Below are 22,435 nucleotides of genomic sequence, written 5' to 3'. Positions count from 1 at the left end.
GAGAGGGCGACATCAACAATGTCGCTCTATCAAATACAGCCATGACAAATTCTGCAATTCGTCATGGCTTTTCAGGCAAACGGTCGAGACCGGTCAGATCCGAGAGTCTGCCAGGTCCAGATTGAACCAGACAGACTCTCGCTTCTCTTGGTTTCGTTTGTCTTTTCGGGAAACCGGATTCCAGTTTTCCCTAACAAACTTTAGTGCAGGATCTGGCTGAGGAACAGCTTGGTGCGCTCGTGCTGCGGGTTGTCGAAGAATTCGGCGGGCGCGTTCTGTTCGACGATCTGGCCCTGGTCCATGAAGATCACCCGGTCGGCAACCTGGCGGGCGAAGCCCATTTCATGGGTAACGCAGAGCATGGTCATGCCCTCTTCCGCCAGACCCACCATAGTGTCCAGCACTTCCTTGACCATTTCCGGGTCAAGTGCCGAGGTCGGTTCGTCGAATAGCATGATCTTCGGCTTCATGCAGAGCGCACGTGCAATAGCCACGCGCTGCTGCTGGCCACCGGAGAGCTGGCCTGGATATTTATTGGCCTGTTCCGGGATCTTGACGCGCTTCAGATAGTGCATCGCAACTTCTTCGGCTTCCTTCTTCGGCATCTTGCGGACCCAGATCGGTGCCAGTGTGCAATTTTCGAGGATCGTCAGATGCGGGAACAGATTGAAGTGCTGGAACACCATGCCGACTTCGCGACGGACTTCATCGATCTTCTTGAGGTCGTTGGTCAACTCGATGTCGTCGACGATAATCTGTCCGGTCTGGTGTTCCTCCAACCGGTTGATGCAGCGGATCATCGTCGACTTGCCGGAGCCCGACGGACCTGCGATGACGATCCGCTCGCCGGTCGCGACCTTGAGGTTGATGTCACGAAGGACGTGAAATTCGCCATACCATTTGTTCATGGCAATCAATTCGATTGCGGTCTTGGTCGGGGCTTTCTCGATGGAGGTTTGAGCTTCAGCCATAATTGAGTTTCCTAGAAGTGGAGTTTGTCAGGAAAGCCGGACGTCGATCTTGTCCCGACAAACGAACGAAAGAATGAAGCAACTGCCGGATCAGGTCGAAACCGACAGATGCTAGTGCTTGTGGCCCGTGTCGAGGTGCCGTTCCATGAAATACGAGTAGCGCGACATGCTGAAGCAGAACAGCCAGTAGATGAAGCCTGCAAACACCAGACCGGTTACGGCTGTCTCAGGCGTTGCCCAGTTGGAGTCCGACAGGTTGAGGATGACGATACCCAGGAGGTCGAACATGCCAATGATCGAGACCAGCGACGTATCCTTGAACAGCCCGATAAAGGTATTGACGATACCCGGAATGACCAGCTTGATCGCCTGCGGCAGGACGATCAGCCGGATTTTCTGCCAGTAGCTCAGGCCAAGAGAATCGGCACCTTCGAACTGTCCCTTGGGAATCGCCTGCAGGCCGCCGCGAATGACTTCAGCCATATAAGCCGATGAGAAGATCGAGACACCGACCAAAGCGCGCAGCAACTTATCGAAACTCCAGCCATCGGGAAGGAATAACGGCAGCATGACGCTGGCCATGAACAGTACGGTGATCAAGGGGACGCCGCGCACCACTTCGATGAAGATCACGCAGAGCATCTTGATGACCGGCATGGTCGACCGGCGGCCAAGCGCCAACATGATGCCAACCGGCAGCGAAACCGCGATCCCAAAGAAGGACAGGATCAGGGTCACCATCAGGCCGCCCCAGCGGGCCGTTTCCACATGCTCGAGGCCAAAGCCGCCGGTGAGCAAAAAGAAGGAAACCACCGGCAGCACCAGAAACAGCAGTAAGGCATTGGTGCCCTTGAACGGCGCCTTCGGGATCAGCATGGGTGCCAGCAGGACGGCGAAAAGGACCATGACGGTCAACGGCCGCCAGATCTCTTCGCTCGGATAGCGCCCGAAGATGAATTGCTGGAATTTGGCGCCGACAAAGGCCCAGCAGGCCCCAGCGCTGCCATCGGGCAAGGCCCCGCCCTGAGATACGGTAAGGCAGGCAATGCGGCCTGCTCCAGACCAGACAGCGTGGACGAACAGCCAGTTGATCAAGCCGGGCAGGACATAGGCCAGAAAGGCCAATGCCAGCAAGGTCAGCACAACGTCTTTCGGGGTCGCAATCAGATTCTTGCGGACCCAGGCCGTCGTGCCGATCTGGCCAGCGGGGGCCGGAGAGGCGGACACCATCTCCGTGCGTACGAATACAGGGGTGTGTAATGCCATGATATTACCTCTCGACCAGCGCCATCTTGGCATTAAACCAGTTCATGAAGAGCGCAGTGCTGATGCTGATCGTCAGGTAGACGGCCAGCCAGACGGCAACGATTTCGACGGCCTGTCCGGTCTGATTGAGAATCGTACCACCAACCGCGACGATATCGGCAAAGCCGATGGCAACAGCCAGGGATGAGTTTTTCGCAAGGTTGAGATACTGGCTGGTCAGCGGCGGAATGATAATCCGCATTGCCTGCGGCACGACAATGAGCCGTGAGGTGTGGCTATGCTTGAGGCCGAGCGCGCTGGCCGCTTCTGTCTGCCCCTTGGACACAGCCTTGATGCCACCGCGAACGATTTCCGCTATGAAAGCGGCGGTGTAGAAGGACAGCGCCAGAAACAGCGAGGTGAACTCGGGTCCGACGACCGAACCGCCCTGCATGTTGAACCGGCCGACAATTGGAAGATCGAAGGTCAGCGGCATGCCGATCGCCATAAACACCAGGACTGGAAGGCCGACGATCAGCGCCAGCGACGACCATAGGATTGGAAATTGTTGGCCTGTCGCCATCTGGCGCTTGCGGGCCCATTTCCTGAGGAGAATGGAAAGAACGATCCCTATCGCGATGGCTGGCAACAGCAGCCAGGCCTCGTCGCCGAAAATCGCCTTTGGAAAGGTGACGCCGCGATTGTTCAGATAGATATCGAAAGGCAGCGCGATGGAATCGCGCGCCTGCGGCAGAATGGCGATGACACCGCGGTACCAGAAGAAGATGACCAGCAGCGGCGGAATATTGCGGAAAATCTCGACATAGACCTGGCAGAGCTTGGCGATCAACCAGTTGTGCGACAATCGGCCGAGACCGACGGCAAAGCCGATGATTGAGGCGGTGATGATGCCAGCCACGGCGACTTGCAGCGTATTGAGCAGGCCGACGAGAAGTGCGCGACCATAGGTCGAATCGCTGCTGTAGCTGATCAATTGCTGGCCGATGTCGAAACCGGAGCGGCCTTGCAGGAAGCCGAAGCCAGATGTGATATTGGCTTTTTGGAGATTGTGAATGGTATTGTTGGCGACCATCCAAATGAAGGCGACCAAAATTACTAAGGTAACCACCTGATAAAATATGCCACGGACCTTCGGGTCGTAGATGAGCGATGCCGCGCTGACCGATCCGGTTTTAGAGGAGCTCGAATCCTGTATTGCCATTGAGGCTTTTTCCCCCTTTTTCACCCTTGGTTTTGGGTGCGCATGTCCTTGCCCTTTTGCAATGGGGAGGCGGTGCGGACACCGCCTCCCCAGAAAGGCTTGGTTTGGGTTGGTTATCGGACCCGGTTGCGGATCAGCGGATCGGCGGGCCGTACTGCAGGCCGCCCTTGGTCCACAAAGCGTTGCCACCGCGGGCAATTTTCAGTGGGCTACCGGCGCCGACATTGCGATCGAAGACTTCGCCGTAATTGCCGACAAGCTTGATGACATTATAGGCCCAGTCTTCCTTAAGGCCGAGATCGGTACCCAGCTTGCTGCCGGATTCTGCACCCAGCATACGCTTGATGTCAGGGCTGCCGCTGCTCTTCATGTCATCGACATTCTTCGAGGTCACGCCAGCTTCTTCAGCGTTCACCATGGCATAGTGAACCCAGCTGACCACGTCGAACCACTTGTCGTCGCCCTGACGCACAGCCGGTCCGAGCGGCTCCTTGGAAATGACTTCCGGCAGAACCATGTTGTCATCGGGGTTCTTCAGCTTCAAGCGGATGGCATAGAGGCCGGATTGGTCGGTGGTGTAAACGTCGCAACGACCAGCGTCGTAAGCCGAAGTTGCGTCGTCTTCCTTTTCGAACACGACCGGGTTGTATTTCAGGCCGTTGGCCTTGAAATAGTCGGCCAGGTTCAATTCGGTCGTGGTGCCGGTCTGAACGCAGACAGCAGCGCCGGACAGTTCCAGAGCCGATTTCACGTTGAGGCTCTTTTTAGCCATAAAACCCTGGCCGTCATAATAGTTGACGGTGCGGAAGTTGAAGCCGAGCGAGGTGTCGCGGCTGATCGTCCAGGTGGTGTTACGCGTCAGCACATCGACTTCACCCGACTGCAATGCGGGGAAGCGGTCTTTGCTGGACAGCGGCGTAAACTTGGCCTTGGAGGCGTCGCCGAAGACGGCGGCAGCAATGCCGCGGCAGTAATCGACATCCAGACCCGACCAGTCGCCCTTGTCATTCGGAGCGGAAAATCCCGGAATGCCCTGGCTGACGCCGCATTGAACAAAGCCTTTTGCCTTAACATCGCTCAGCGTGTCGGCCGAGGCTGCCGATGCGCCAAAACCAAATGCCGCAGCGCCAAGCGCAACTGACAGGAGCGTCTTTTTCATGTTTCCCAACCTTTTTTTCTGTTTGTCTTCCCTCCGGTGCCTGACATGGCTCTTGCCCCTCTCCATGCACCGGTGCCCGGGTTGTGACCCTAGCAAGCCCATCACATTCATAAATGGGTTCATGGTCAAGTGTTGATGGGTGGAAATTGCGTCGAAAAGTGGCAATTCGATTTTTTTGCTCATAAAATAGGCCTACAACACAGGAAAGCCGCAGTTGATGATGAAAATTTAGTCTAAATGGCGCCATTGAATTTCATTGTCCCGGTGACGCGGCAAGGCTTGACCATGCTTGGCTGGCCTGTTCAAAAAAAGAAGTGGAGAAGCGGCGGCGATAAACCGATAACAAGGTAGATTGCGCCGCTATTTTCGATAGTCATAACTCTTGGCAAATTGCTCGATCGGGCAGGCGGCCAGCACGTGAAAAAGGCAGTTATAGCGGATGTCCGACAAAAAAGACTGGTTGACGAGCGCCGGCACCAATACGAAATTGTGCCATATCGGCCATGATCCCTCGAGCTACCATGGTTTTGTCAATCCGCCGATCGTCAAGGCATCGACGGTGTTGTTTCCGACTGCCGAAAGCATGGAAACACGGACGCAGAAATATACCTATGGCACCCGCGGCACGCCGACGACGGACGCGCTCTGCGATGCGATAGACGTGCTGGAAGGGTCGGCTGGAACGATTATACTGCCCTCCGGCCTCGCTGCGATTACCGTCCCTTTCCTGGCCTTTCTGTCGCCTGGCGATCATGCGCTGATCGTTGATTCGGTTTATGATCCGGCCCGACATTTCTGCGATACGATGTTGAAGCGGATGGGGGTGGAGGTCGAGTATTACGACCCCGCCATCGGTGCGGGACTAGCATCGCTGATGCGCGCCAATACAAAGCTGGTTCACGCCGAGGCTCCCGGCAGCAACACATTCGAAATGCAGGATATTCGCCTTCTGGCTGACATCGCTCATAGTCATGGCGCCGTGGTCAGCATGGACAATACCTGGGCAACGCCGCTCTATTTCCGGCCATTGGATTTCGGTGTTGATATCTCCATGCAGGCAGCAACCAAATATCCGGCTGGCCATTCCGACATCCTGATGGGGACGGTTTCGGCCAATGCGGCCTGCTGGCCGCGCCTCAAGGCTGCCAATGGCGCCATGGGCCTCTGCGGTTCGGCAGAGGATAGCTATATGGTTCTGCGTGGTCTTAGAACCATGGCGGTCAGGCTTGCCCATCACGATCGCAGTGCTCGTACCGTTGCCGGATGGCTGGAGACGAGGGACGATGTTGCGCGGGTCTTGCATCCAGCCCTGCCCAGTTTTCCCGGTCATGACATCTGGAAACGCGATTTTAAAGGCGCCTCGGGGATATTTTCCTTTGTGCTGGCGGAAAGCGATCCGGCGCAGTTCAAGCGAAAGGCGTATGCCTTTCTCGATGCCTTGCAGATTTTCGGTCTAGGATGGTCCTGGGGCGGGTACGAAAGCCTGGCGGTATTGGCCAATGTCGGCGACCGCGTCATCGCCAAGCCGCCCGCAGGCGGGCCGTTGATTCGTCTTCAGATCGGACTTGAAGATGTTGCCGATCTCCAGGCGGATCTGGAGCGTGGTTTTGCTGCCGCAGCTACTGTTTAACTGTCTGGTCCGAAAGCTATTTCGGGTTGAAGGCATCTGACAATTTACGACTACTGGGCTGTCAAGGCAGGCCGGTAGCCGTAGAGCCAGTCGAGATCGCGCGCGAAACTATCGGAAGAACGCAGGGAGAGAAGGACGTCGCGCCCGATTTGCAGCGGCCCCTTGGCGTGATAGGCGAATTTGTTGATTGCCCCGCGTTTGCGCACGGCACTGACCCGTTTTTGCCGGCTCGCCTCATAAGCCGCGAGCGCCTGGGGTATGGACCGGCTGGAGACGAGATCGGCCAGTTCGAAAGCGTCTTCAATGGCCATGGCGGCACCCTGGGCCGAGAAGGGGAGCATGGCGTGGGCCGCATCACCGATCAGCACCAGATCTTTGTCGTTGTGCCAACGACCATTTCCAGCCTGAAACAGTGGCCAGAAGGTCATGTTACCTTTGGCATTCGCCAGCATGGTGCGGATGTCGCTATTCCACCCTTTGAAGGCCCGCTCCAGCAGCAGTGCTTGGGATTCTTGCGTTTGTGCCGCCCATCCTTCGCCGGGATCGACGCCCGCGCCGATGGCTACGATGTTGATACTGTCGGTATCGCGCAAGGGGTAGGTGACCATATGGGCATTAGGCCCCAGAAAAGCCGTTACGGACTGGCGGTCGAGAAAGGCAGGTGCTTCAGCCTGAGGCAGAGTGACGCGCCAGGCAATGCTGCCGCTGAAGGACACATCGGGGCCTCCGGCAACGAAATTGCGTAGCCGCGACCAGACACCATCGGCAGCGATCAGCAGGTCGGGACGCTCGCCGGTCTGCGGATCGCGCAGGATTTGTGCATCGGGGCTTTCGACCCTCTGGTCCAATGTCAGGGAGCAAAGCGGATTTTGGGTCACGGCCTCTAGAAGAGCCTGTTGCAGCGTTGCGCGATGCAACACGCCGTAGGGCGCCTGCCAACGGGATTTCGCGTGGGCGCCAACCGGCACGTTGCACAGGCGTTTCAAGCTGATGCCAGAGGCGAGTGCCACCACATCCGGCTCATGCCAGTGCGCGCGCAGGTTTTCGAGAACACCGAGTTCGTTGAGAATCCAGGTGACGTTTGGCGTCAGTTGCAGGCCGGCGCCGACCTCAAGCAATTGCGGGCTTTTCTCAAAAACCCGGGTCGCGATGCCCTGTCGGGCAAAGCAAAGTGAAGCGACGAGACCGGCTATGCCGCCGCCGACAATTGCCACGGTTTTCGTGGACATGATGATAATCCGATCGCTGGCGCGTCGCTGAGAGCCGGTCAGGCTGCCTTGACGTGAAAAACGCAGCCAGCCGGGTTGGTCTCAGTTGCCTTCAGGCTGCTGTTATAACGATAGAGCGTTGAGCAGTAGGGGCAAACCTTCTCGGTGTCATGGCCAAGGTCGATGAAAATATGCGGATGATCGAAAGGAACGGACGCGCCGGTGCACATGAATTCCTTGACGCCGATTTCGACAAGCCGATGTCCGCCGTCGTTCTGGAAGTGGGGAATGGAATGACCGGCCATGTCTATGCTCCGAATGCCTTGTTGCCCAGTTTCCAAGGCCTGCAAGGTCCGGAAACTCAACTGAAGATGAAACGTTTATGGCGCGTGATCCGCATCTCTGCTAGCGCCATGCACCGCGATTGGGTTGCGCCGGACATTAGCCGCCTTTTTTTGAAATGGGTAGAGCCAATGCAGGGCGCTGCCGATTGTTTTTACAGAATTCCTGTGCCTTTGCAGGGGTATGGGCAGATAAACTCTTGAACCTTACAGGGGTTACGACTTATGCAGCAGGGCTACTGCGTATCGCAACCCTTGCGGATGTCTGGCGTCTTCCTGCCCTGGTTGGCAAATTGGGGATGGCATGGTGTGGGGCGGCGGGCCGGGGCACGCCACCTTGATCGACTATCAACTGGACCGATTATGATGAATCTGAACGCTCCCGCTTTTTCCCGCTTTCGCCATGACGGTCTGGAGATCGCCTATTTCGACGAGGGCGATCCGTCTGGCCCGGCGGTTTTGCTGATCCACGGCTTTGCCTCCAGCGCCCTGGTCAATTGGGTGCATCCTGGCTGGTTGAAAACGCTGGGCGATGCCGGCTACAGGGTCATTGCACTTGATAATCGTGGCCACGGTCAGAGCGACAAGCCGCATGAAGCGGAAGTCTATCACCCTGAAAACATGGCAGCGGATGCGGCAGCCTTGCTCGATCATCTTGGTGTGGCTGAAGCGCATGTCATGGGATATTCCATGGGCGCGCGGATTTCGGCTTTCATGGCGCTGGATTTTCCGCAGCGGGTCCGCTCGCTGGTGTTTGGCGGGCTTGGCATCGGCATATCCACCGGGGTTGGCGACTGGGATCCGATTGCCGATGCGCTGCTGGCGCCTTCGCTTGATGATGTGACCCATGAGCGCGGACGGATGTTTCGCGCCTTTGCCGAGCAGACACGCAGCGACCGGCTGGCGCTTGCCGCCTGTATTTCCACGTCACGCGATCTGGTATCAGCAGCTGAGCTTGCCACAATCACCATGCCTGTCCTGATCGGCGTCGGCACAGTGGATGATATTGCCGGATCGCCCCAGGAACTGGCAGCGCTGATGCCCAATGCCCGCGCACTCGATATTCCCAAGCGCGACCATATGCTGGCGGTTGGTGACAGGGTGTTTAAACAGGCCGTTCTAGAATTCTACGCCGAGCTGGATGGAAGATAAAGGTTTTCACTCTCCGGTAAAGATCGGTTGGCGCCTTTCGCGAAAGGCCGTGCGGCCTTCGCGGTAGTCGGCGCTTTCGAACGTGGTTGAGCCAAGAACAGCGGCCTCGCTCAGCAGGCTGTCGTCCTGGCTTTCCGTTGCCCGCAGCGCCAGCTTGGCAGCGTGGATAGACAGCGGCGCATTGGCAGCGATGGTTTCTGCCAGTGAAAAGGCAGCACCATCAAGGGATTGGGGGGCTACGAGATCGCCCAGAAAGCCGCAGCTCAGCAGAGAAGCTGCAGGAAACGCCTGACCCGTAAACAGTGCCCGCCGGGCGATCTGGCTGCCCAGCGTCCGGCTGAGGTCGGCAACGGCATCTGCGGGATAGGCCAGGCCGAGGCGGGCTGCGGGTATGGCGAAGATCGCGGTGTCGTCAGCGATCCTGAGATCGGCAGCGGCGGCAAGCCCGAAGGCTCCACCATAGCAAACCCCGCGAAGCGAAGCGATGACAGGCACCCGCGATTCCCGAAGGGCCGAGAAAGCCGCGCTATTATCAGCCTCGTAGATCCGCGCCTGACGGCTGTCATTGCGCACGGCGTCGAATTCGGAAATGTCGGCGCCAGCGCTGAAATCCGTCTGGCCGCCGCCTGTCATGACGATGCAGTGAACCCCGGCCTCGGCAATCAGCCAGTCCAGTGCCGGTGGAATGGCGCGCCACATGGCCTGGGTAATCGCATTCTTGCGGGTTGGATTATCGATAATCAGCGCGCCGATGCCATTTTGTCCGGCCACTCGAATGCCGTTGTCCGCAAAGGTCCGCGCTTTTTTCATCTCATGCCCCCATCTGGTCTGATCGATAGATCATCTATATAATGGAGGATGAACGTCAATGAGGAGATTGCAATGGCTGTCATGCACGATCTTGCGGTGCGCGAGATGATCAAGCCCATGGACCCGATCTGGGACAGCATGCGCCAGGAGGCGCGCAGTGCCGCCGAGCATGATCCGCTTCTGGCGGCTTTCCTCTATTCCACCGTGCTTAACCATCGTTCGCTGGAAAACAGCGTCATCTACCGGATCTGTGAACGGCTTGATCATGCCGACCTGCAATCCAGTCTCTTGCGTCAGACCTTCGAGGAAATGCTGAGCGATTGGCCGGAATGGGGTACGGTGCTGCGCGTCGATATTCAGGCCTATTATGACCGCGACCCTGCATGCCTGCGCTTTATCGAGCCCGTGCTGTATTTCAAAGGGTTTCACGCGATCCAGACCCATCGGCTGGCAAACTGGCTTTGGAACAAGGGCAGGCGCGATTTCGCGCTCTATCTGCAAAGCCGGTCCTCCAGTGTCTTTCAGACGGATATTAATCCGGCTGCGCCGATGGGCAGGGGAATATTCCTGGATCATGCCACCGGGCTTGTGGTTGGTTCCACTGCCGTGATCGGTAATAATGTCTCGATCCTTCAGGGGGTTACATTGGGAGGCACGGGCAAGGAAACCGGAGATCGCCATCCAAAGATCGGTGACGGTGTGCTCATCGGGGCGGGTGCCAAGGTGCTCGGCAATATCGAGATTGGCTGCTGTTCGCGCGTGGCCGCTGGTTCTGTGGTGCTGAAGCCCGTGCCGGCTGGCAAGACTGTGGCAGGCGTACCGGCCCGGGTGGTCGGCGAAGCCGGCTGTGCGGAACCGGCCCGGTCGATGAACCAGTTGGTGTCCGAGGACGGCTGACGTAATGCGGGGTGCCCACATGATCGCAACCGTCTATGGATTTTGAGATTGCGGTGCCAGGTGCTCGAACCAGATGACATCCGGGACTGCTTTGGTTGGTGGTCACGGATGAAATGGTTTGATGATTTTTTAGTGAACCGATTCCGCTTCCAGTAATTATCCCTTAAAAGCAGGGGCGGATCGATATTCGCAGCTTTACACAGCTGTTTGGCCCATGCGACAAGCAGGCCGCCGAAGCATGGTTCGTGCGGTTTGTCAGTCACTGCCATGCTGGAATTTTGAGAGCGCTGCGGCATCATGGCCGGATCGAAGGTTCGTGCTGCGCAGACAATCCATGGAGATTTTTGTGAAAGCAGACGAAATCAAGAAGCTTGACGCTTATTTCAAGCGGACATTCAACCCGACGATGGCTGTAAAGGCGCGCCCGCGCAAGGATGACTCGGCAGAAGTGTATGTGGGCGAAGAGTTTCTCGGCGTTGTCTTCAAGGATGACGAGGACGGCGATCTGTCCTACAATTTCTCGATGGCCATTCTGGATGTCGATCTTTGATCGCAGGTTGCATTCATAAGGGATGCATTTATTGATATTTGATAATGAAGGGCGGCCGCGTATGGGGTCGCCCTTTTTTGTTATTGATAAAATACAACTTTTTGGCGATGACGCACTGCACAAATTGACTTGACCAATTTTAGCAATCTGTCCTATGGTTTGGGTCAGCAGAGGAAAAAGGAGTGCTGTTATGTTGAATTTCGAAGACGTGAACAAAAAGAGCAAAGAAGCCGTCGATACGATGGTGAAGAATTATTCCGAGGTTGCCAAGGGCATGCAGTCGATTGCTGCTGAAGCCCAGGATTACTCGAAAAAGTCCTTCCAGGATCTGGCCGGTTTCTTGGAGCAGCTGACCGCTGCCCGCAGCATCGAAACCGTTTTCGAGTTGCAGACGAAATATGCGAAGAGCTCCTACGAAACCTTCGTGTCGGAAGCCACCAAGATCACCGAAATGTATGCTGATCTGGCCAAGACGGCATATAAGCCTTATGAGGCTCCGATTGCCAAGGCTTCGAAAGCGGCGTCCGCCGCGACGGCTGCCTGATCATTTTTTATTGATGTCGCTGCAAACGGCCGTCCTGTGGGACGGCCGTTTTTCGTTGGTACTTCCCATGCAGCCCAGGTTTGGCAGCTTATGTCCATGTTCAATCTTGTGGTCAGCCTGGGGCATTGCTGGGGAGACAATATGATGATCTGGTGGTAATCTCAGCTGGAATTGAACGTGCTGCGATTGCTGGTCTGGAAAACGCGGGTAAGGCACTTATCTTTAGGCCTGTTGCGTCGGTATCGGGACTTGTCCGGGGTGCCTTTTTGAGGCCGGACACGCAATTCTCTTTGCAGTGCGTATCTATGGGCTTAAAATCGATGAGAAATGGACTACCTTAATGAATCTGTGAGGTCTGGCGGGATTCGCCTTTTGCGATGAAGCGGCCGGAACTCGGGAGAATGGATGGAAATGATCGCGCAACCGATCGTCATGCAAGCGCAGGGTAACAACGACGGACCAAACAGGGGCACGTCGGTTATCACGCGCACGAAGCCGAAAACCAAGAAGCCCAATTTATATCGCGTTCTGCTGCTAAATGATGACTATACGCCGATGGAGTTCGTCATCCATATTCTGGAGCGTTTCTTCCAAAAGGACAGGGAAGCGGCAACCCTCGTCATGCTGCACGTACACAACCACGGGGTAGGGGAATGCGGCGTCTTCACCTATGAAGTCGCCGAAACCAAGGTAAGCCAAGTTATGGACTTCGCGCGGCAGCACGAGCATCCGCTGCAATGCGTCATGGAAAAGAAATGAGGATCTGACCGTGCCAACATTTTCTCCGAGCCTGGAAAAGGCGCTGCATCAGGCACTGACTTTTGCCAATGAGCGCCACCACGAATACGCAACGCTTGAACATTTGCTGATGGCACTGATCGATGATGCCGATGCCGCCGCTGTGATGGGCGCCTGCAATGTGAACCTCGATACGCTGCGCAAGACGGTGAGCGATTACGTCGATAATGAGCTGGCCAATCTGGTGACCGGCTATGATGAGGATTCCAAACCCACCTCCGGCTTCCAGAGGGTCATCCAGCGGGCTGTCATCCATGTCCAGTCTTCCGGTCGGGAAGAAGTGACGGGTGCCAATGTTCTGGTGGCGATCTTTGCCGAGCGTGAAAGCCATGCGGCTTACTTCCTGCAAGAACAGGAAATGACCCGCTATGATGCCGTCAACTATATTTCCCACGGTATTGGCAAGCGGCCTGGCACGTCTCAACCTCGTCCACCGCGCGGTGTCGAGGAAGAGAGTGAAGCCAGCCAGAAGCCACCGCGTGAGCAGGAAGAAGGTCCGGCCAAGAAGCAGCCGGAAGCCCTCAAGGCCTATTGCGTCAACCTCAATGAAAAGGCCAAGACCGGCCGGATCGATCCGCTGATCGGTCGTCACGACGAGGTCAACCGTACCATTCAGGTCCTGTGCCGCCGCTCAAAAAACAATCCGCTCTATGTCGGCGATCCCGGCGTCGGCAAGACGGCAATTGCCGAGGGCCTGGCCAAGCGGATCGTTGAAGGCAAGGTGCCTGAGGCACTGGCCGATGCGACGATCTTTTCGCTCGACATGGGCACGCTTCTGGCCGGTACTCGCTATCGCGGTGATTTCGAGGAACGCTTGAAGCAGGTGGTCAAGGAGCTGGAAGACTACCCGGGCGCCGTGCTGTTCATTGATGAAATTCATACTGTGATTGGCGCAGGGGCAACCTCCGGCGGGGCGATGGATGCATCCAACCTGTTGAAGCCTGCCTTGTCGTCTGGCGCGATCCGTTGCATCGGTTCGACCACCTATAAGGAATATCGGCAGTTCTTTGAGAAGGATCGGGCGCTGGTGCGCCGGTTCCAGAAGATCGATGTCAACGAGCCGTCGATCGACGATGCCATCGAGATCATGAAGGGCCTGAAGCCATATTTCGAGGAATATCACAAGCTGCGTTACACCAACGAGGCGATCAAGACGGCTGTCGAGCTTTCGGCCCGCTATATCAGCGATCGCAAGCTGCCGGACAAGGCCATCGACGTGATCGATGAGACGGGTGCCGCGCAAATGCTGCTGCCTGCCTCGCGTCGCCGCAAGCTGATCACCGAGAAGGAAATCGAAGTCACCATCGCGACGATGGCGCGGATTCCGGCCAAGACCGTTTCCAAGGACGATGAGTTGGTTCTTGCCAATCTCGACAAGGAACTGCGCTCGGTCGTTTACGGTCAGGACGATGCCATCGAAGCGCTATCGACGGCGATCAAGCTGGCCCGGGCAGGGCTGCGTGAACCCAATAAGCCGATTGGCTCCTACGTCTTCTCCGGTCCGACAGGCGTCGGCAAGACCGAGGTTGCCAAGCAATTGGCTGCGTCGCTTGGCGTGGAAATGCTGCGCTTCGATATGTCTGAATATATGGAGCGTCACACGGTGTCGCGTCTGCTGGGTGCCCCTCCCGGCTATGTCGGCTTCGATCAGGGTGGCCTGCTGACTGATGGTGTCGATCAGCATCCGCATTGCGTGGTGCTGCTGGACGAAATCGAAAAGGCCCATCCTGACATCTACAACATCCTGTTGCAGGTTATGGACCATGGCTCGCTGACCGACCATAACGGCAAGAAGATCGACTTCCGCAATGTAATCCTGATCATGACCACCAATGCGGGCGCGTCGGAAATGGCCAAGTCGGCGATCGGCTTTGGCTCTTCCAAGCGCAGCGGCGAGGATGAAGAGGCGATCAATCGTCTGTTCACCCCGGAATTCCGCAATCGTCTGGATGCGATCATTTCGTTCGCCCCGCTGCCAAGCGAAGTGATCCACAAGGTCGTGCAGAAGTTTGTCATGCAGCTGGAAGCTCAGCTTTCAGAACGTGGTATCACGTTCGACCTGTCGGAACCCGCTGTCGCCTGGTTGGCGACGCGTGGCTATGACGAGAAAATGGGCGCAAGGCCGCTTGGCCGCGTCATTCAGGAACATATCAAGAAGCCATTGGCCAATGAGATCCTGTTTGGCAAGCTGAAGAAGGGCGGGATCGTCAAGGTCGGCACTATCACCAAGGATGGCGAGGAGCAATTGAAGCTGGACTGCGTTGCCGATGTGGCGCCGGTCAAGCCGAAGAAGGAAGCCGAAATTGCCGCCGTGGTGCCTGACGATGGCGAGGTCATCGCCAAGCCGCGTTCCAAGGCTAAAAAAGTCGCCAAGGCTGAGCCGGAAGTCGAGGCCTTGAAGGAGACCAAGCCGGTGGCCAAGAAAACCACGGTTCCAAAGGTGCCGAAAAAGAAGTAATTCTTTTGGAAGAACGGTCAAATTTTTGACAGCATCAATGCCGGGCAGTTTGCCCGGCATTGTCATGAGCGGAAGCGCTGATTTTTCAACGCAATGCGCTGTAACGCTTCGACTTTTGCTGGAAATCTTATGTCATCTCTCCTCCTTGCCGACCGCAGCCAGTTGCGCTGGTTCTTCACGGGCATGCGCGGCCTTTTCAGCCTGCCGGCGATTATTCTCATGGTATCGTTTGTCGGCTTCAGCGCCTTCGCATTGCAAAGCGGCGTCAGCCGCAATGAAGCGATGTTCATGACCGTGATCATCTGGGCCTTGCCTGCCAAGATGATCCTGATCGGCATGATGTCGAGCGGAGCCAATCTGCTGGCCTGTTTTCTGGCCGTGTCGCTTTCCTCGATCCGGATGATGCCGATGGTTGCCTCGCTGGTGCCGGAAATGCGCAGCCAACGCACCCCGACCTGGCTTCTGCTGTTCCTGTCGCATTTCGTCGCGATTACCGCCTGGGTCTATGCGATGGGCAATCTGAAGACCGTGCCTCGGGAAGGTCGGGTGGCGTTTTTCGCAGGATTCGGCCTGACTTTGGTGGCGGTCAACACCATTCTGGTCGGTGTGTGCTATGGCCTTGTCTCCAGCCTGCCGCCGCTCGTCGCCGGTCTGCTGTTTTTCCTCACGCCGGTCTATTTTGTCGCCTCGATCTGGGCGACTGGCAAGCAGCGGGTGGTGAAGATCGCCTTTGTGATCGGCATCGTCTCCGGGCCGCTGCTGGCACTGGCGGTCCCAGGTTTCGACATCCTGATCGCAGGCCTGGGTGGTGGCACGATTGCCTATCTGATCGACCGGCAAATCCGCCGCCGAAGCCATGAGCCCTCGGATATTCGTCCAGTTGAAAACCTGTCGGAGGAGCTATGATGGCGGAGTTCTGGCCCTATCTGGTTATCATCGTCGCAGGCTGGCTGGCGACCGATCTCTGGCGCTGGCTGGGCGTGCTGGCCGGAAACCGCCTTCAGGAAGGTTCCGAGCCGCTCTATTGGGTGAGGGCGGTTGCCACGGCCCTGGTCATGGCCGTGACGGCCAAGCTGATCGTCTTTCCAACCGGCACACTTGAACATTCGCCGCTCTGGTTGCGGCTCACGGCTACCGCCGTCGGTTTTGCAGCGTTCCTGCTTGCCGGTCAGCGGATCATCGTTGGCGTTCTGGTGTCGCTGGGTGTTTTGGCGGTAGGTTTGTTTGTCCTGTAGAGCATTTCCAGGAAAAGTGTGAAGCGGTTTTCCGTCCGGAAATGCATAAAAACAAAAACCTATAGCATCGTGCTGACTCCAGTGTTCTGCACGATGCTATAGCGCTTCGATAATCTTCGCGGCATTGGCCTTCAGCACGTCGATATTTTCCATGCCACCCACATGCGGCTTCAACGGCTGCCCGTCATGGCGGGGGATGACGTGGAAATGCAAATGAAACACGGTCTGGCCTGCGGCAGGCTCGTTGAATTGCGCAACGTAGACACCGTCGGCATCGAAGGCCTGTTTGACTGCAACGGCTAATGTCTGCACGACCGGGATGAGTTTTGCCAGCACAGCCGGATCAGCGTCCAGCAGATTGCGCGATCCCTGCTTTGGAATCACCAGGCAATGGCCCGCCGCCTGCGGCATCACATCCATGAAGGCCAGCGCGTCGTCATCCTCATACAGCTTGATCGAGGGGATGTCGCCCTTGAGGATCTTGGCGAAAATATTGTCTGGATCATAGGCCGAAATGGTCATTATCTGTCTCCGTTACCGGGTCTTGTCTATTCTGCTTCTAACCTCTCAATCAAGGTCAGCCGTCGATTTCCTCGCCGTCGCGCGGTTGGCGCTCGCCCTTGCGAAACGGCGTATGTTCGCCGAGATAGGCGCCGATGTGCTCCACCTCTTCGCGCTCGCGTTCCAGATAATCGGCAATGGCCCGGCGTAGGCCCGGATGGGCGATGTAATGGGCGGAATGGGTGGTAACCGGCTGGTAGCCGCGCGCCAACTTATGCTCGCCCTGCGCACCCGCTTCGACCTTTTTCAGCCCCTTGGCCAGGGCGAAGTCGATGGCCTGATGGTAGCAGACCTCGAAATGCAGGAAGGGGTGATCCTCGATGCAGCCCCAATGGCGACCAAACAGCGTGTCCTCGCCGATAAAGTTGATGGCACCCGCCACATATCGACCGTCGCGTTTGGCCATCACCAGCAGAATGTCCTCGGCCATGCGCTCGCCAATCAGCGAATAGAATTGCCGGGTCAGGTAGGGCTTGCCCCATTTGCGGCTGCCGGTATCCATGTAGAAGGTGAAAAACTGGTCCCAGATCGCTTCGGTCAGGTCGCTGCCCGTCAGCCAATCGATGGTGATGCCGTTTTCCAGCGCCGCCCGCCGCTCCTTCTTCAAGGCTTTGCGTTTGCGCGACGCTAACGTTTCCAGAAAGGCGTCGTGATTGGCGTAGCCCTGATTGATGAAGTGGAATTGCTGATCCAGCCGGTGCAGGAAATCCGCATCCTCGAAATGCTCCAGCTCGTTTTCCGGCAGGAAGGTCGCATGAGCCGAGGAGACGCCGAGCTTGCGGGATATTTCCGCAAAGCTGGCGGCCAGCGAGGCGCGGGCGCTTTCCGGCTCGACGCCATCTGCAACCATCAGCCTTGGGCCTGTCGCTGGCGTAAACGGGATGGACGCCTGTAATTTCGGATAATATTGGCCGCCCGCTCGCTCAAATGCATCGGCCCAGCCCTGGTCGAAGACATATTCGCCCCGGCTATGGTTTTTGAGATAACAGGGCATGGCACCAATCAATTGCCCGTCGCCATCCTCCATCACCAGATGATGGCCGAGCCAGCCGGTTTTGGCGGTGGCCGAGCCTGATTCTTCCAATGCCGAAAGATAGGCCCAGCTGTTGAACGGATTATAGGCTTCGCCTCCCGATGCCTTGGCGGCACCGGAAAGCCTGTTCCATGCGTGTCTGTCGATCGCCTTGAAAGACTGCTCGACCCGGATGATGACCTCTTGTGTCATGCCACTCCATTATAAGGTTATGATGCCGCGGTGTCGCGCGGGTCAAAGCCTTCAAACGTCATTTGATCGGCATAAGTATAGGTGTGGGCGCGCATGATTTCATCCCGCACCGTCCAGGTGATCACTGGAATGTTTTTCTGCCGCTGCGCGTCGATGAAGCTGTTTGGCAGATGAGCGACGCAATAGGAGATGAAATCCAGACCCAGCTGCATGGCCTCGTCATGGACAAAGAAATTTTCCGGCTTGGCACCCTCGGCAGTCAACCCGACTGGGTAGGGGCAATCATTGGCCTTCAGCTCTTTCAAAAGATGATGGTCGAAGCTCATCAGCGCGACTTTGCCCTGGTAGCCGGTGAGAACCTCCAGCACATCCTCGACAAAGCCCTCGTCGTCGCCAAGCCGGCCTTTCAGCTCGATGATCAACGGCACCTGGCCCTTGACCAGATCAAGCAATTGCCGCAGCGTCGGCACCTTGTCGGCTGTACCGCCGACCGACATCATTTTCAGTTCCGCCGAGGTTCGGGCGCGCACGTCGCCGGTCATGTTGCACAGGCGCTGCATGTCGTCGTCGTGAAACACCACCGGTACGCTGTCCGTGGTATATTGCAGGTCGCATTCGATGGCAAAACCGGCCTCTATGGCGCGGGCGGCAGCCGACAGCGTATTTTCCCAGACAAGTTTGTTCTGGTCGTGAAAACCGCGATGGGCAACCGGGCGCTCCTTGATCCAGCTGGCATCCCTCACAGGCGGATCTCCAGGATGGCATCGATTTCGACGGCGGCGTTCAGGGGCAGGGCGGCCATGCCAACGGCGGCGCGGGCGTGTTTGCCCGCCTCACCCAGCACCGAGGCGATCAGGTTGGAAGCGCCGTTGATCACCAGATGCTGATCGGTAAAGCCGGGGCCTGAGGCCACGAAGCCGTTGAGCTTGATGACGCGGGCAATGCGGGAAAGGTCGCCGTCCAGTGCCGATTTTGCCTGAGCCAGAATATTGATGGCGCACAGCTCGGCGGCGCGCTGGGCCGAAGCCAGGTCCACATCGCTGCCGACCAGGCCGCTCACGGCAATTTTGCCGGCTTCCATCGGCAATTGGCCAGAGAGATAAAGTAGGTTGCCGCTGATGACATAGGGTACATAATTGGCAGCAGGTGCTGCGGCCTGGGGCAAGGTAATGCCAAGGGCGGCAAGGCGGCTGTCGATAGTGTCGGACATGATCAAATCCCGGCTAGCATGAAAACGGAAACGTGGTGATAAACTCAGGCAAGTTGCGTAAGCGCCTCGCTTTTGACAACTCAGTTCTTATAGCATCAAGCCAGACCGCAACAGGAGAATATGCATGCCGCAGTTGACCTTGGCCCTTGTTATGGCATTGACGGCAAACACGGCTGTGACACCCGTGAAGGTCGATCCGCAGGCTGTAGGCGATCTTGCGCCACATCGCGCCACCTATGATATCCAGCTGAAAAAGGCGACCGACCAGTCCGGCGTCGATAATATGAGCGGCCGGATGGTCTATGAGTTCAATGGCTCGGCTTGCGATGGCTATTCCACCAGCTTCCGATTCGTCACCAAAATCGAGACTGGCGATCAGGTCAGCGTGACGGACCAGCAGGTTCGGACTTTCGAGGACATGGCAGCCAGACGATTCGATTTCGAGTCGAAAAGTTTTACCGACGACAAGCTGGACAAGGATGTCAAAGGAGCGGCTGCGGCGAAAACAGACGGTCTTCGCATTGAGTTGAAGGAACCGCAGAAAAAGGAGCTGGAACTGGCCTCGGCTCGTTTTCCGGCTCAACATATGATCGATATGATAGATAAGGCCAGGAAGGGTAATCGCTTCTTCGAGGCTCGCGTGTTTGATGGCACGGAAGACGGCGACAAAAGCTATTTGACCACGACGGTGCTGGGGACATCGAAAAAGCTGACGGGCGATACCAAGGACCCCCTGTCGGGCCGTACCTATTGGCCGGTCGCCATCGCCTATTATGAGGACAAGTCGGATGGCGATCAATTGCCGGTCTATACCCAGTCCTTCGACCTCTATGACAATGGGGTGACGCGGGATCTGACGCTGGATTACGGTGATGTTGTCCTGACAGGCAAGCTTTCCAAGTTGGAATTGCTGTCACCGACGGCCTGCAAGGCGCAAAAGTAGCAATTGCAGGCTTTTTCTTGGCCCCACAGCGAACCATTGTGCGCCATATATAGCGCACAATGGTTCGCTGTGGCTCTATATGTGTTGCATAATTTTCTCTTTAAACCGATTCCGGTCTAAAGAATTATGCAATAGTCTTGCCTTGGCCGTCAAATCGTTCTATGCGACCGGCATTCCACACGTGAAGCTTGGGATAGGCCGGGAGACATCCGGTCCGTTCCGCCCGGTGGCGTTTTGAAAAAGACGCTGTTTGCTTCACGGGGGTTCAACCGGAAAAGGAGAAAAAGGCATGGCATTGCCTGATTTTAGCATGCGTCAGCTTCTGGAAGCTGGCGTTCACTTCGGCCACCAGACACATCGCTGGAACCCGAAGATGAAGCCGTATATCTTCGGCGACCGTAACAACATCCACATCATCGATCTGGCTCAGACCGTACCGATGCTGTCGCGCGCCCTGCAGGTCGTATCTGACACGGTTGCCCGTGGCGGTCGCGTTCTGTTCGTCGGCACCAAGCGTCAGGCCTCTGACCTGATTGCCGATGCTGCCAAGCGTTCGGCCCAGTATTACGTCAATTCCCGCTGGCTCGGCGGCATGATGACCAACTGGAAGACCATTTCCAATTCGATCCAGCGCCTGCGCAAGCTCGACGAAATCCTCAATTCGGAAGCTCAGGGCTTCACGAAGAAGGAACGTTTGAACCTTGAGCGCGAGCGCGAAAAGCTCGACAAGGCTCTCGGCGGTATCCGCGACATGGGCGGCACCCCGGACCTGATGGTGATCGTTGACACCAACAAGGAAAAGATCGCTATCGATGAAGCCAAGCGCCTGGGCATTCCGGTCGTTGCCATCATCGACTCGAACTGCGATCCGGACCTGATCGATTACCCGATCCCGGGCAATGACGACGCTTCGCGCGCCATCGCTCTTTACTGCGACCTGATCTCGCGCGCTGCCATCGACGGCATTGCCCGTCAGCAGGGCTCGTCTGGCCGCGATATCGGCGCTTCGGTTGAAGCTCCAATCGAGCCTGCTCTGGAAGGCTCCGCCGAGGCTTGATGCCTTGACCGGATGAGGGCGGGTGTGACCCGCCCTTTGTAAAGGCCAGCCTTTTTTAGAGGCCAGCCTTTTCTACAGGATTGATGGGCCGCCCGTCAGCGTCAGGCTGTGCGGCGGCCCGCTCCTTTGAATAGGGTCTTATCCCCGGGCGCCATCTTATGGTTCCCCGTGCGTGTGATGACACTGATTTCATCACGCTGTAACATTTCCGGGTACAAGTCGTGCCCAATCCGGGCGCCGGTTGCAGGTTTCTGTCCTGCCGCCCGCCCCTGAACAGACAAAGAGGCAAACAATGACCGAGATCACTGCTGCAATGGTGAAGGAACTGCGCGAAAAGTCCGGCGCAGGCATGATGGATTGCAAAAAGGCGCTGGCTGAAAATGGCGGCGACATGGAAGCATCCATCGACTGGCTGCGCGCCAAGGGCATTGCCAAGGCCGACAAGAAGTCCGGTCGCACCGCAGCCGAAGGCCTGATCGGTATTGCCAGCTCCGGCACAACCGCCGTGGTCGTCGAAGTCAATTCCGAAACCGACTTCGTTGCCCGCAACGATGCCTTCCAGGATATGGTTCGCGGCATCTCCAACGTCGCTCTCTCCACCGACGGCACGGTTGATTCCATCAATGCCGCGACTTATGCCGCGACCGGCAAGTCGGTTTCCGACTCGATCAAGGACGCGATTGCGACCATTGGCGAGAACATGGCTCTGCGCCGCGCCACCCAGCTGAAGGTTGAGGACGGCGTTGTCGCAACTTACGTCCACAATGCTGTTGCTGACGGTCTCGGCAAGCTCGGCGTGCTGGTTGCCCTGAAGTCCACCGGCAACAAGGAAGCGCTCAACACGATCGGTCGCCAGATCGCCATGCATGTTGCTGCCACCAACCCGCTGGCTGTGCGCGCTGAAGAAGTAGATGCCGCTGTTGCCGAACGCGAGCGCAATGTGTTCATCGAGCAGTCGCGCGAATCGGGCAAGCCGGAAAACATCATTGAAAAGATGGTTGAAGGCCGGATGCGCAAGTTCTTCGAAGACGTGGCCCTGCTGTCGCAGGCTTTCGTTATCAATCCTGACCTGACCGTTGCCGCCGCCCTCAAGGAAGCCGAAAAGGACGTTGGCGCGCCAATCGAGATCACCGGCATCGCCCGCCTTCTGCTGGGTGAAGGCATTGAGAAGGAAGAGAGCGATTTCGCCGCCGAAGTGGCTGCTGTCGCCAAGGGCTGA

Annotated in this window: 24 protein-coding genes; 13 read left to right on the top strand and 11 right to left on the bottom strand. The window is 57.1% G+C overall.

Features of this window, described 5'->3' with window-relative positions; all coding sequences use genetic code 11:
- Positions 1-200: 200 nt before the first annotated feature.
- From AVCG78_RS08010 to AVCG78_RS07995, 4 genes are all read right to left on the bottom strand, one after another.
- The gene (locus AVCG78_RS08010; RefSeq protein WP_015916253.1) at positions 201-971 is read right to left on the bottom strand and encodes an amino acid ABC transporter ATP-binding protein; all 771 of its coding nucleotides are present in this window, start codon (positions 969-971) and stop codon (positions 201-203) included.
- 111 nt (positions 972-1,082) lie between these two features.
- Positions 1,083-2,237 (bottom strand): amino acid ABC transporter permease, encoded by a 1,155-nt coding sequence (locus AVCG78_RS08005; RefSeq protein WP_041696682.1) that lies wholly within the window; start codon positions 2,235-2,237, stop codon positions 1,083-1,085.
- Positions 2,238-2,241: 4 nt separating this feature from the next.
- Positions 2,242-3,438 carry an amino acid ABC transporter permease gene (locus tag AVCG78_RS08000; protein WP_071204990.1) on the bottom strand — a complete coding sequence of 399 codons (1,197 nt, stop codon included), beginning with the start codon at positions 3,436-3,438 and terminating at the stop codon, positions 2,242-2,244.
- 133 nt (positions 3,439-3,571) lie between these two features.
- Positions 3,572-4,597, bottom strand: a complete 1,026-nt coding sequence (locus tag AVCG78_RS07995; protein ID WP_071204988.1) for an amino acid ABC transporter substrate-binding protein — start codon at positions 4,595-4,597, stop codon at positions 3,572-3,574.
- 439 nt (positions 4,598-5,036) lie between these two features.
- Between AVCG78_RS07995 and AVCG78_RS07990 the strand changes: the two genes are divergently transcribed.
- Positions 5,037-6,227: a cystathionine beta-lyase gene (locus tag AVCG78_RS07990; protein WP_071204987.1), complete on the top strand. Its 1,191-nt coding sequence runs from the start codon at positions 5,037-5,039 to the stop codon at positions 6,225-6,227.
- Positions 6,228-6,277: 50 nt separating this feature from the next.
- On the opposite strand, the gene AVCG78_RS07985 is transcribed toward AVCG78_RS07990, so the two are convergent.
- Both AVCG78_RS07985 and AVCG78_RS07980 read right to left on the bottom strand, forming a co-directional pair.
- A complete protein-coding gene (locus tag AVCG78_RS07985) occupies positions 6,278-7,456 on the bottom strand; it encodes an FAD-dependent monooxygenase (RefSeq protein WP_071204985.1) in 1,179 nt (392 codons plus the stop codon).
- Between the two features lie 38 nt (positions 7,457-7,494).
- Entirely contained in the window at positions 7,495-7,740 is a 246-nt protein-coding gene (locus tag AVCG78_RS07980) for a zinc-finger domain-containing protein (protein WP_015916247.1), read from the bottom strand.
- Between AVCG78_RS07980 and AVCG78_RS07975 the strand changes: the two genes are divergently transcribed.
- Positions 7,729-7,980 (top strand): hypothetical protein, encoded by a 252-nt coding sequence (locus AVCG78_RS07975; RefSeq protein WP_041696678.1) that lies wholly within the window; start codon positions 7,729-7,731, stop codon positions 7,978-7,980. The genes AVCG78_RS07980 and AVCG78_RS07975 overlap by 12 nt on opposite strands.
- Positions 7,981-8,142: 162 nt before the next feature.
- Positions 8,143-8,928, top strand: a complete 786-nt coding sequence (locus tag AVCG78_RS07970) for an alpha/beta fold hydrolase (protein ID WP_071205312.1) — start codon at positions 8,143-8,145, stop codon at positions 8,926-8,928.
- Between the two features lie 6 nt (positions 8,929-8,934).
- Here AVCG78_RS07970 and AVCG78_RS07965 read toward each other — a convergent pair whose 3' ends face one another.
- Positions 8,935-9,738, bottom strand: coding sequence for an enoyl-CoA hydratase-related protein (locus AVCG78_RS07965; RefSeq protein WP_071205218.1), 804 nt, complete (start codon positions 9,736-9,738; stop codon positions 8,935-8,937).
- A gap of 72 nt (positions 9,739-9,810) precedes the next feature.
- On the opposite strand from AVCG78_RS07965, the gene cysE reads away from it, so the two are divergent.
- The 7 genes from cysE (at position 9,811) to AVCG78_RS07930 (ending at position 16,220) form a co-directional block, all read left to right on the top strand.
- Positions 9,811-10,635 carry a serine O-acetyltransferase gene (gene cysE / locus AVCG78_RS07960; RefSeq protein WP_015916244.1) on the top strand — a complete coding sequence of 275 codons (825 nt, stop codon included), beginning with the start codon at positions 9,811-9,813 and terminating at the stop codon, positions 10,633-10,635.
- A gap of 346 nt (positions 10,636-10,981) precedes the next feature.
- Entirely contained in the window at positions 10,982-11,185 is a 204-nt protein-coding gene (locus AVCG78_RS07955; protein ID WP_041698049.1) for a DUF3126 family protein, read from the top strand.
- 190 nt (positions 11,186-11,375) lie between these two features.
- The gene (locus AVCG78_RS07950; RefSeq protein WP_015916242.1) at positions 11,376-11,729 is read left to right on the top strand and encodes a phasin family protein; all 354 of its coding nucleotides are present in this window, start codon (positions 11,376-11,378) and stop codon (positions 11,727-11,729) included.
- Between the two features lie 411 nt (positions 11,730-12,140).
- Complete coding sequence (gene clpS, locus AVCG78_RS07945; RefSeq protein WP_041698048.1) at positions 12,141-12,488, top strand: ATP-dependent Clp protease adapter ClpS; 348 nt, start codon at positions 12,141-12,143, stop codon at positions 12,486-12,488.
- A gap of 10 nt (positions 12,489-12,498) precedes the next feature.
- Complete coding sequence (gene clpA, locus AVCG78_RS07940) at positions 12,499-14,985, top strand: ATP-dependent Clp protease ATP-binding subunit ClpA (RefSeq protein WP_071205219.1); 2,487 nt, start codon at positions 12,499-12,501, stop codon at positions 14,983-14,985.
- A gap of 129 nt (positions 14,986-15,114) precedes the next feature.
- Positions 15,115-15,891, top strand: coding sequence for an AzlC family ABC transporter permease (locus AVCG78_RS07935; RefSeq protein ID WP_071205220.1), 777 nt, complete (start codon positions 15,115-15,117; stop codon positions 15,889-15,891).
- The gene (locus AVCG78_RS07930) at positions 15,888-16,220 is read left to right on the top strand and encodes an AzlD domain-containing protein (protein WP_071585225.1); all 333 of its coding nucleotides are present in this window, start codon (positions 15,888-15,890) and stop codon (positions 16,218-16,220) included. The genes AVCG78_RS07935 and AVCG78_RS07930 overlap by 4 nt, the downstream gene beginning before the upstream one ends.
- 96 nt (positions 16,221-16,316) lie before the next feature.
- Here AVCG78_RS07930 and AVCG78_RS07925 read toward each other — a convergent pair whose 3' ends face one another.
- The 4 genes from AVCG78_RS07925 to AVCG78_RS07910 are packed head-to-tail and all read right to left on the bottom strand — an operon-like array spanning position 16,317 to position 19,216.
- Positions 16,317-16,742, bottom strand: coding sequence for an HIT family protein (locus AVCG78_RS07925; protein ID WP_071205222.1), 426 nt, complete (start codon positions 16,740-16,742; stop codon positions 16,317-16,319).
- Positions 16,743-16,797: 55 nt separating this feature from the next.
- A complete protein-coding gene (locus AVCG78_RS07920; protein WP_071205223.1) occupies positions 16,798-18,006 on the bottom strand; it encodes a GNAT family N-acetyltransferase in 1,209 nt (402 codons plus the stop codon).
- Positions 18,007-18,023: 17 nt separating this feature from the next.
- Positions 18,024-18,749 carry a glycerophosphodiester phosphodiesterase gene (locus AVCG78_RS07915; RefSeq protein WP_071205224.1) on the bottom strand — a complete coding sequence of 242 codons (726 nt, stop codon included), beginning with the start codon at positions 18,747-18,749 and terminating at the stop codon, positions 18,024-18,026.
- Entirely contained in the window at positions 18,746-19,216 is a 471-nt protein-coding gene (locus AVCG78_RS07910; protein WP_071205225.1) for a RidA family protein, read from the bottom strand. The genes AVCG78_RS07915 and AVCG78_RS07910 overlap by 4 nt, the downstream gene beginning before the upstream one ends.
- Before the next feature lie 124 nt (positions 19,217-19,340).
- On the opposite strand from AVCG78_RS07910, the gene AVCG78_RS07905 reads away from it, so the two are divergent.
- From AVCG78_RS07905 to tsf, 3 genes are all read left to right on the top strand, one after another.
- Positions 19,341-20,159 carry a cell envelope integrity EipB family protein gene (locus AVCG78_RS07905; RefSeq protein ID WP_071205226.1) on the top strand — a complete coding sequence of 273 codons (819 nt, stop codon included), beginning with the start codon at positions 19,341-19,343 and terminating at the stop codon, positions 20,157-20,159.
- Positions 20,160-20,448: 289 nt separating this feature from the next.
- Positions 20,449-21,216, top strand: coding sequence for a 30S ribosomal protein S2 (gene rpsB, locus AVCG78_RS07900; protein WP_041696674.1), 768 nt, complete (start codon positions 20,449-20,451; stop codon positions 21,214-21,216).
- A 292-nt stretch (positions 21,217-21,508) separates the two neighbouring features.
- Complete coding sequence (gene tsf / locus AVCG78_RS07895) at positions 21,509-22,435, top strand: translation elongation factor Ts (RefSeq protein WP_015916231.1); 927 nt, start codon at positions 21,509-21,511, stop codon at positions 22,433-22,435.

Origin of the sequence: Gillisella vitis, from assembly GCF_021559775.1 — a bacterium.
Taxonomy (GTDB): domain Bacteria; phylum Pseudomonadota; class Alphaproteobacteria; order Rhizobiales; family Rhizobiaceae; genus Allorhizobium; species Allorhizobium ampelinum.
This window is presented reverse-complemented; position numbering and strand designations above follow the sequence as displayed.

What these genes read in the sequence shown, in the direction of transcription:
- clpS (WP_041698048.1), top strand. Translation starts at nt 12,141, where the DNA reads ATGATCGCGCAACCGATCGTCATGCAAGCGCAGGGTAACAACGACGGA.
- AVCG78_RS07925 (WP_071205222.1), bottom strand. Translation starts at nt 16,742, where the DNA reads ATGACCATTTCGGCCTATGATCCAGACAATATTTTCGCCAAGATCCTC.
- AVCG78_RS07920 (WP_071205223.1), bottom strand. Translation starts at nt 18,006, where the DNA reads ATGACACAAGAGGTCATCATCCGGGTCGAGCAGTCTTTCAAGGCGATC.
- AVCG78_RS07980 (WP_015916247.1), bottom strand. Translation starts at nt 7,740, where the DNA reads ATGGCCGGTCATTCCATTCCCCACTTCCAGAACGACGGCGGACATCGG.
- AVCG78_RS07990 (WP_071204987.1), top strand. Translation starts at nt 5,037, where the DNA reads ATGTCCGACAAAAAAGACTGGTTGACGAGCGCCGGCACCAATACGAAA.
- AVCG78_RS07905 (WP_071205226.1), top strand. Translation starts at nt 19,341, where the DNA reads ATGCCGCAGTTGACCTTGGCCCTTGTTATGGCATTGACGGCAAACACG.
- AVCG78_RS07970 (WP_071205312.1), top strand. Translation starts at nt 8,143, where the DNA reads ATGAATCTGAACGCTCCCGCTTTTTCCCGCTTTCGCCATGACGGTCTG.
- AVCG78_RS07995 (WP_071204988.1), bottom strand. Translation starts at nt 4,597, where the DNA reads ATGAAAAAGACGCTCCTGTCAGTTGCGCTTGGCGCTGCGGCATTTGGT.
- AVCG78_RS08010 (WP_015916253.1), bottom strand. Translation starts at nt 971, where the DNA reads ATGGCTGAAGCTCAAACCTCCATCGAGAAAGCCCCGACCAAGACCGCA.
- AVCG78_RS07930 (WP_071585225.1), top strand. Translation starts at nt 15,888, where the DNA reads ATGATGGCGGAGTTCTGGCCCTATCTGGTTATCATCGTCGCAGGCTGG.
- AVCG78_RS07975 (WP_041696678.1), top strand. Translation starts at nt 7,729, where the DNA reads ATGACCGGCCATGTCTATGCTCCGAATGCCTTGTTGCCCAGTTTCCAA.
- AVCG78_RS08000 (WP_071204990.1), bottom strand. Translation starts at nt 3,438, where the DNA reads ATGGCAATACAGGATTCGAGCTCCTCTAAAACCGGATCGGTCAGCGCG.
- AVCG78_RS08005 (WP_041696682.1), bottom strand. Translation starts at nt 2,237, where the DNA reads ATGGCATTACACACCCCTGTATTCGTACGCACGGAGATGGTGTCCGCC.
- cysE (WP_015916244.1), top strand. Translation starts at nt 9,811, where the DNA reads ATGGCTGTCATGCACGATCTTGCGGTGCGCGAGATGATCAAGCCCATG.
- rpsB (WP_041696674.1), top strand. Translation starts at nt 20,449, where the DNA reads ATGGCATTGCCTGATTTTAGCATGCGTCAGCTTCTGGAAGCTGGCGTT.
- tsf (WP_015916231.1), top strand. Translation starts at nt 21,509, where the DNA reads ATGACCGAGATCACTGCTGCAATGGTGAAGGAACTGCGCGAAAAGTCC.
- AVCG78_RS07950 (WP_015916242.1), top strand. Translation starts at nt 11,376, where the DNA reads ATGTTGAATTTCGAAGACGTGAACAAAAAGAGCAAAGAAGCCGTCGAT.
- AVCG78_RS07985 (WP_071204985.1), bottom strand. Translation starts at nt 7,456, where the DNA reads ATGTCCACGAAAACCGTGGCAATTGTCGGCGGCGGCATAGCCGGTCTC.
- AVCG78_RS07910 (WP_071205225.1), bottom strand. Translation starts at nt 19,216, where the DNA reads ATGTCCGACACTATCGACAGCCGCCTTGCCGCCCTTGGCATTACCTTG.
- AVCG78_RS07965 (WP_071205218.1), bottom strand. Translation starts at nt 9,738, where the DNA reads ATGAAAAAAGCGCGGACCTTTGCGGACAACGGCATTCGAGTGGCCGGA.
- AVCG78_RS07935 (WP_071205220.1), top strand. Translation starts at nt 15,115, where the DNA reads ATGTCATCTCTCCTCCTTGCCGACCGCAGCCAGTTGCGCTGGTTCTTC.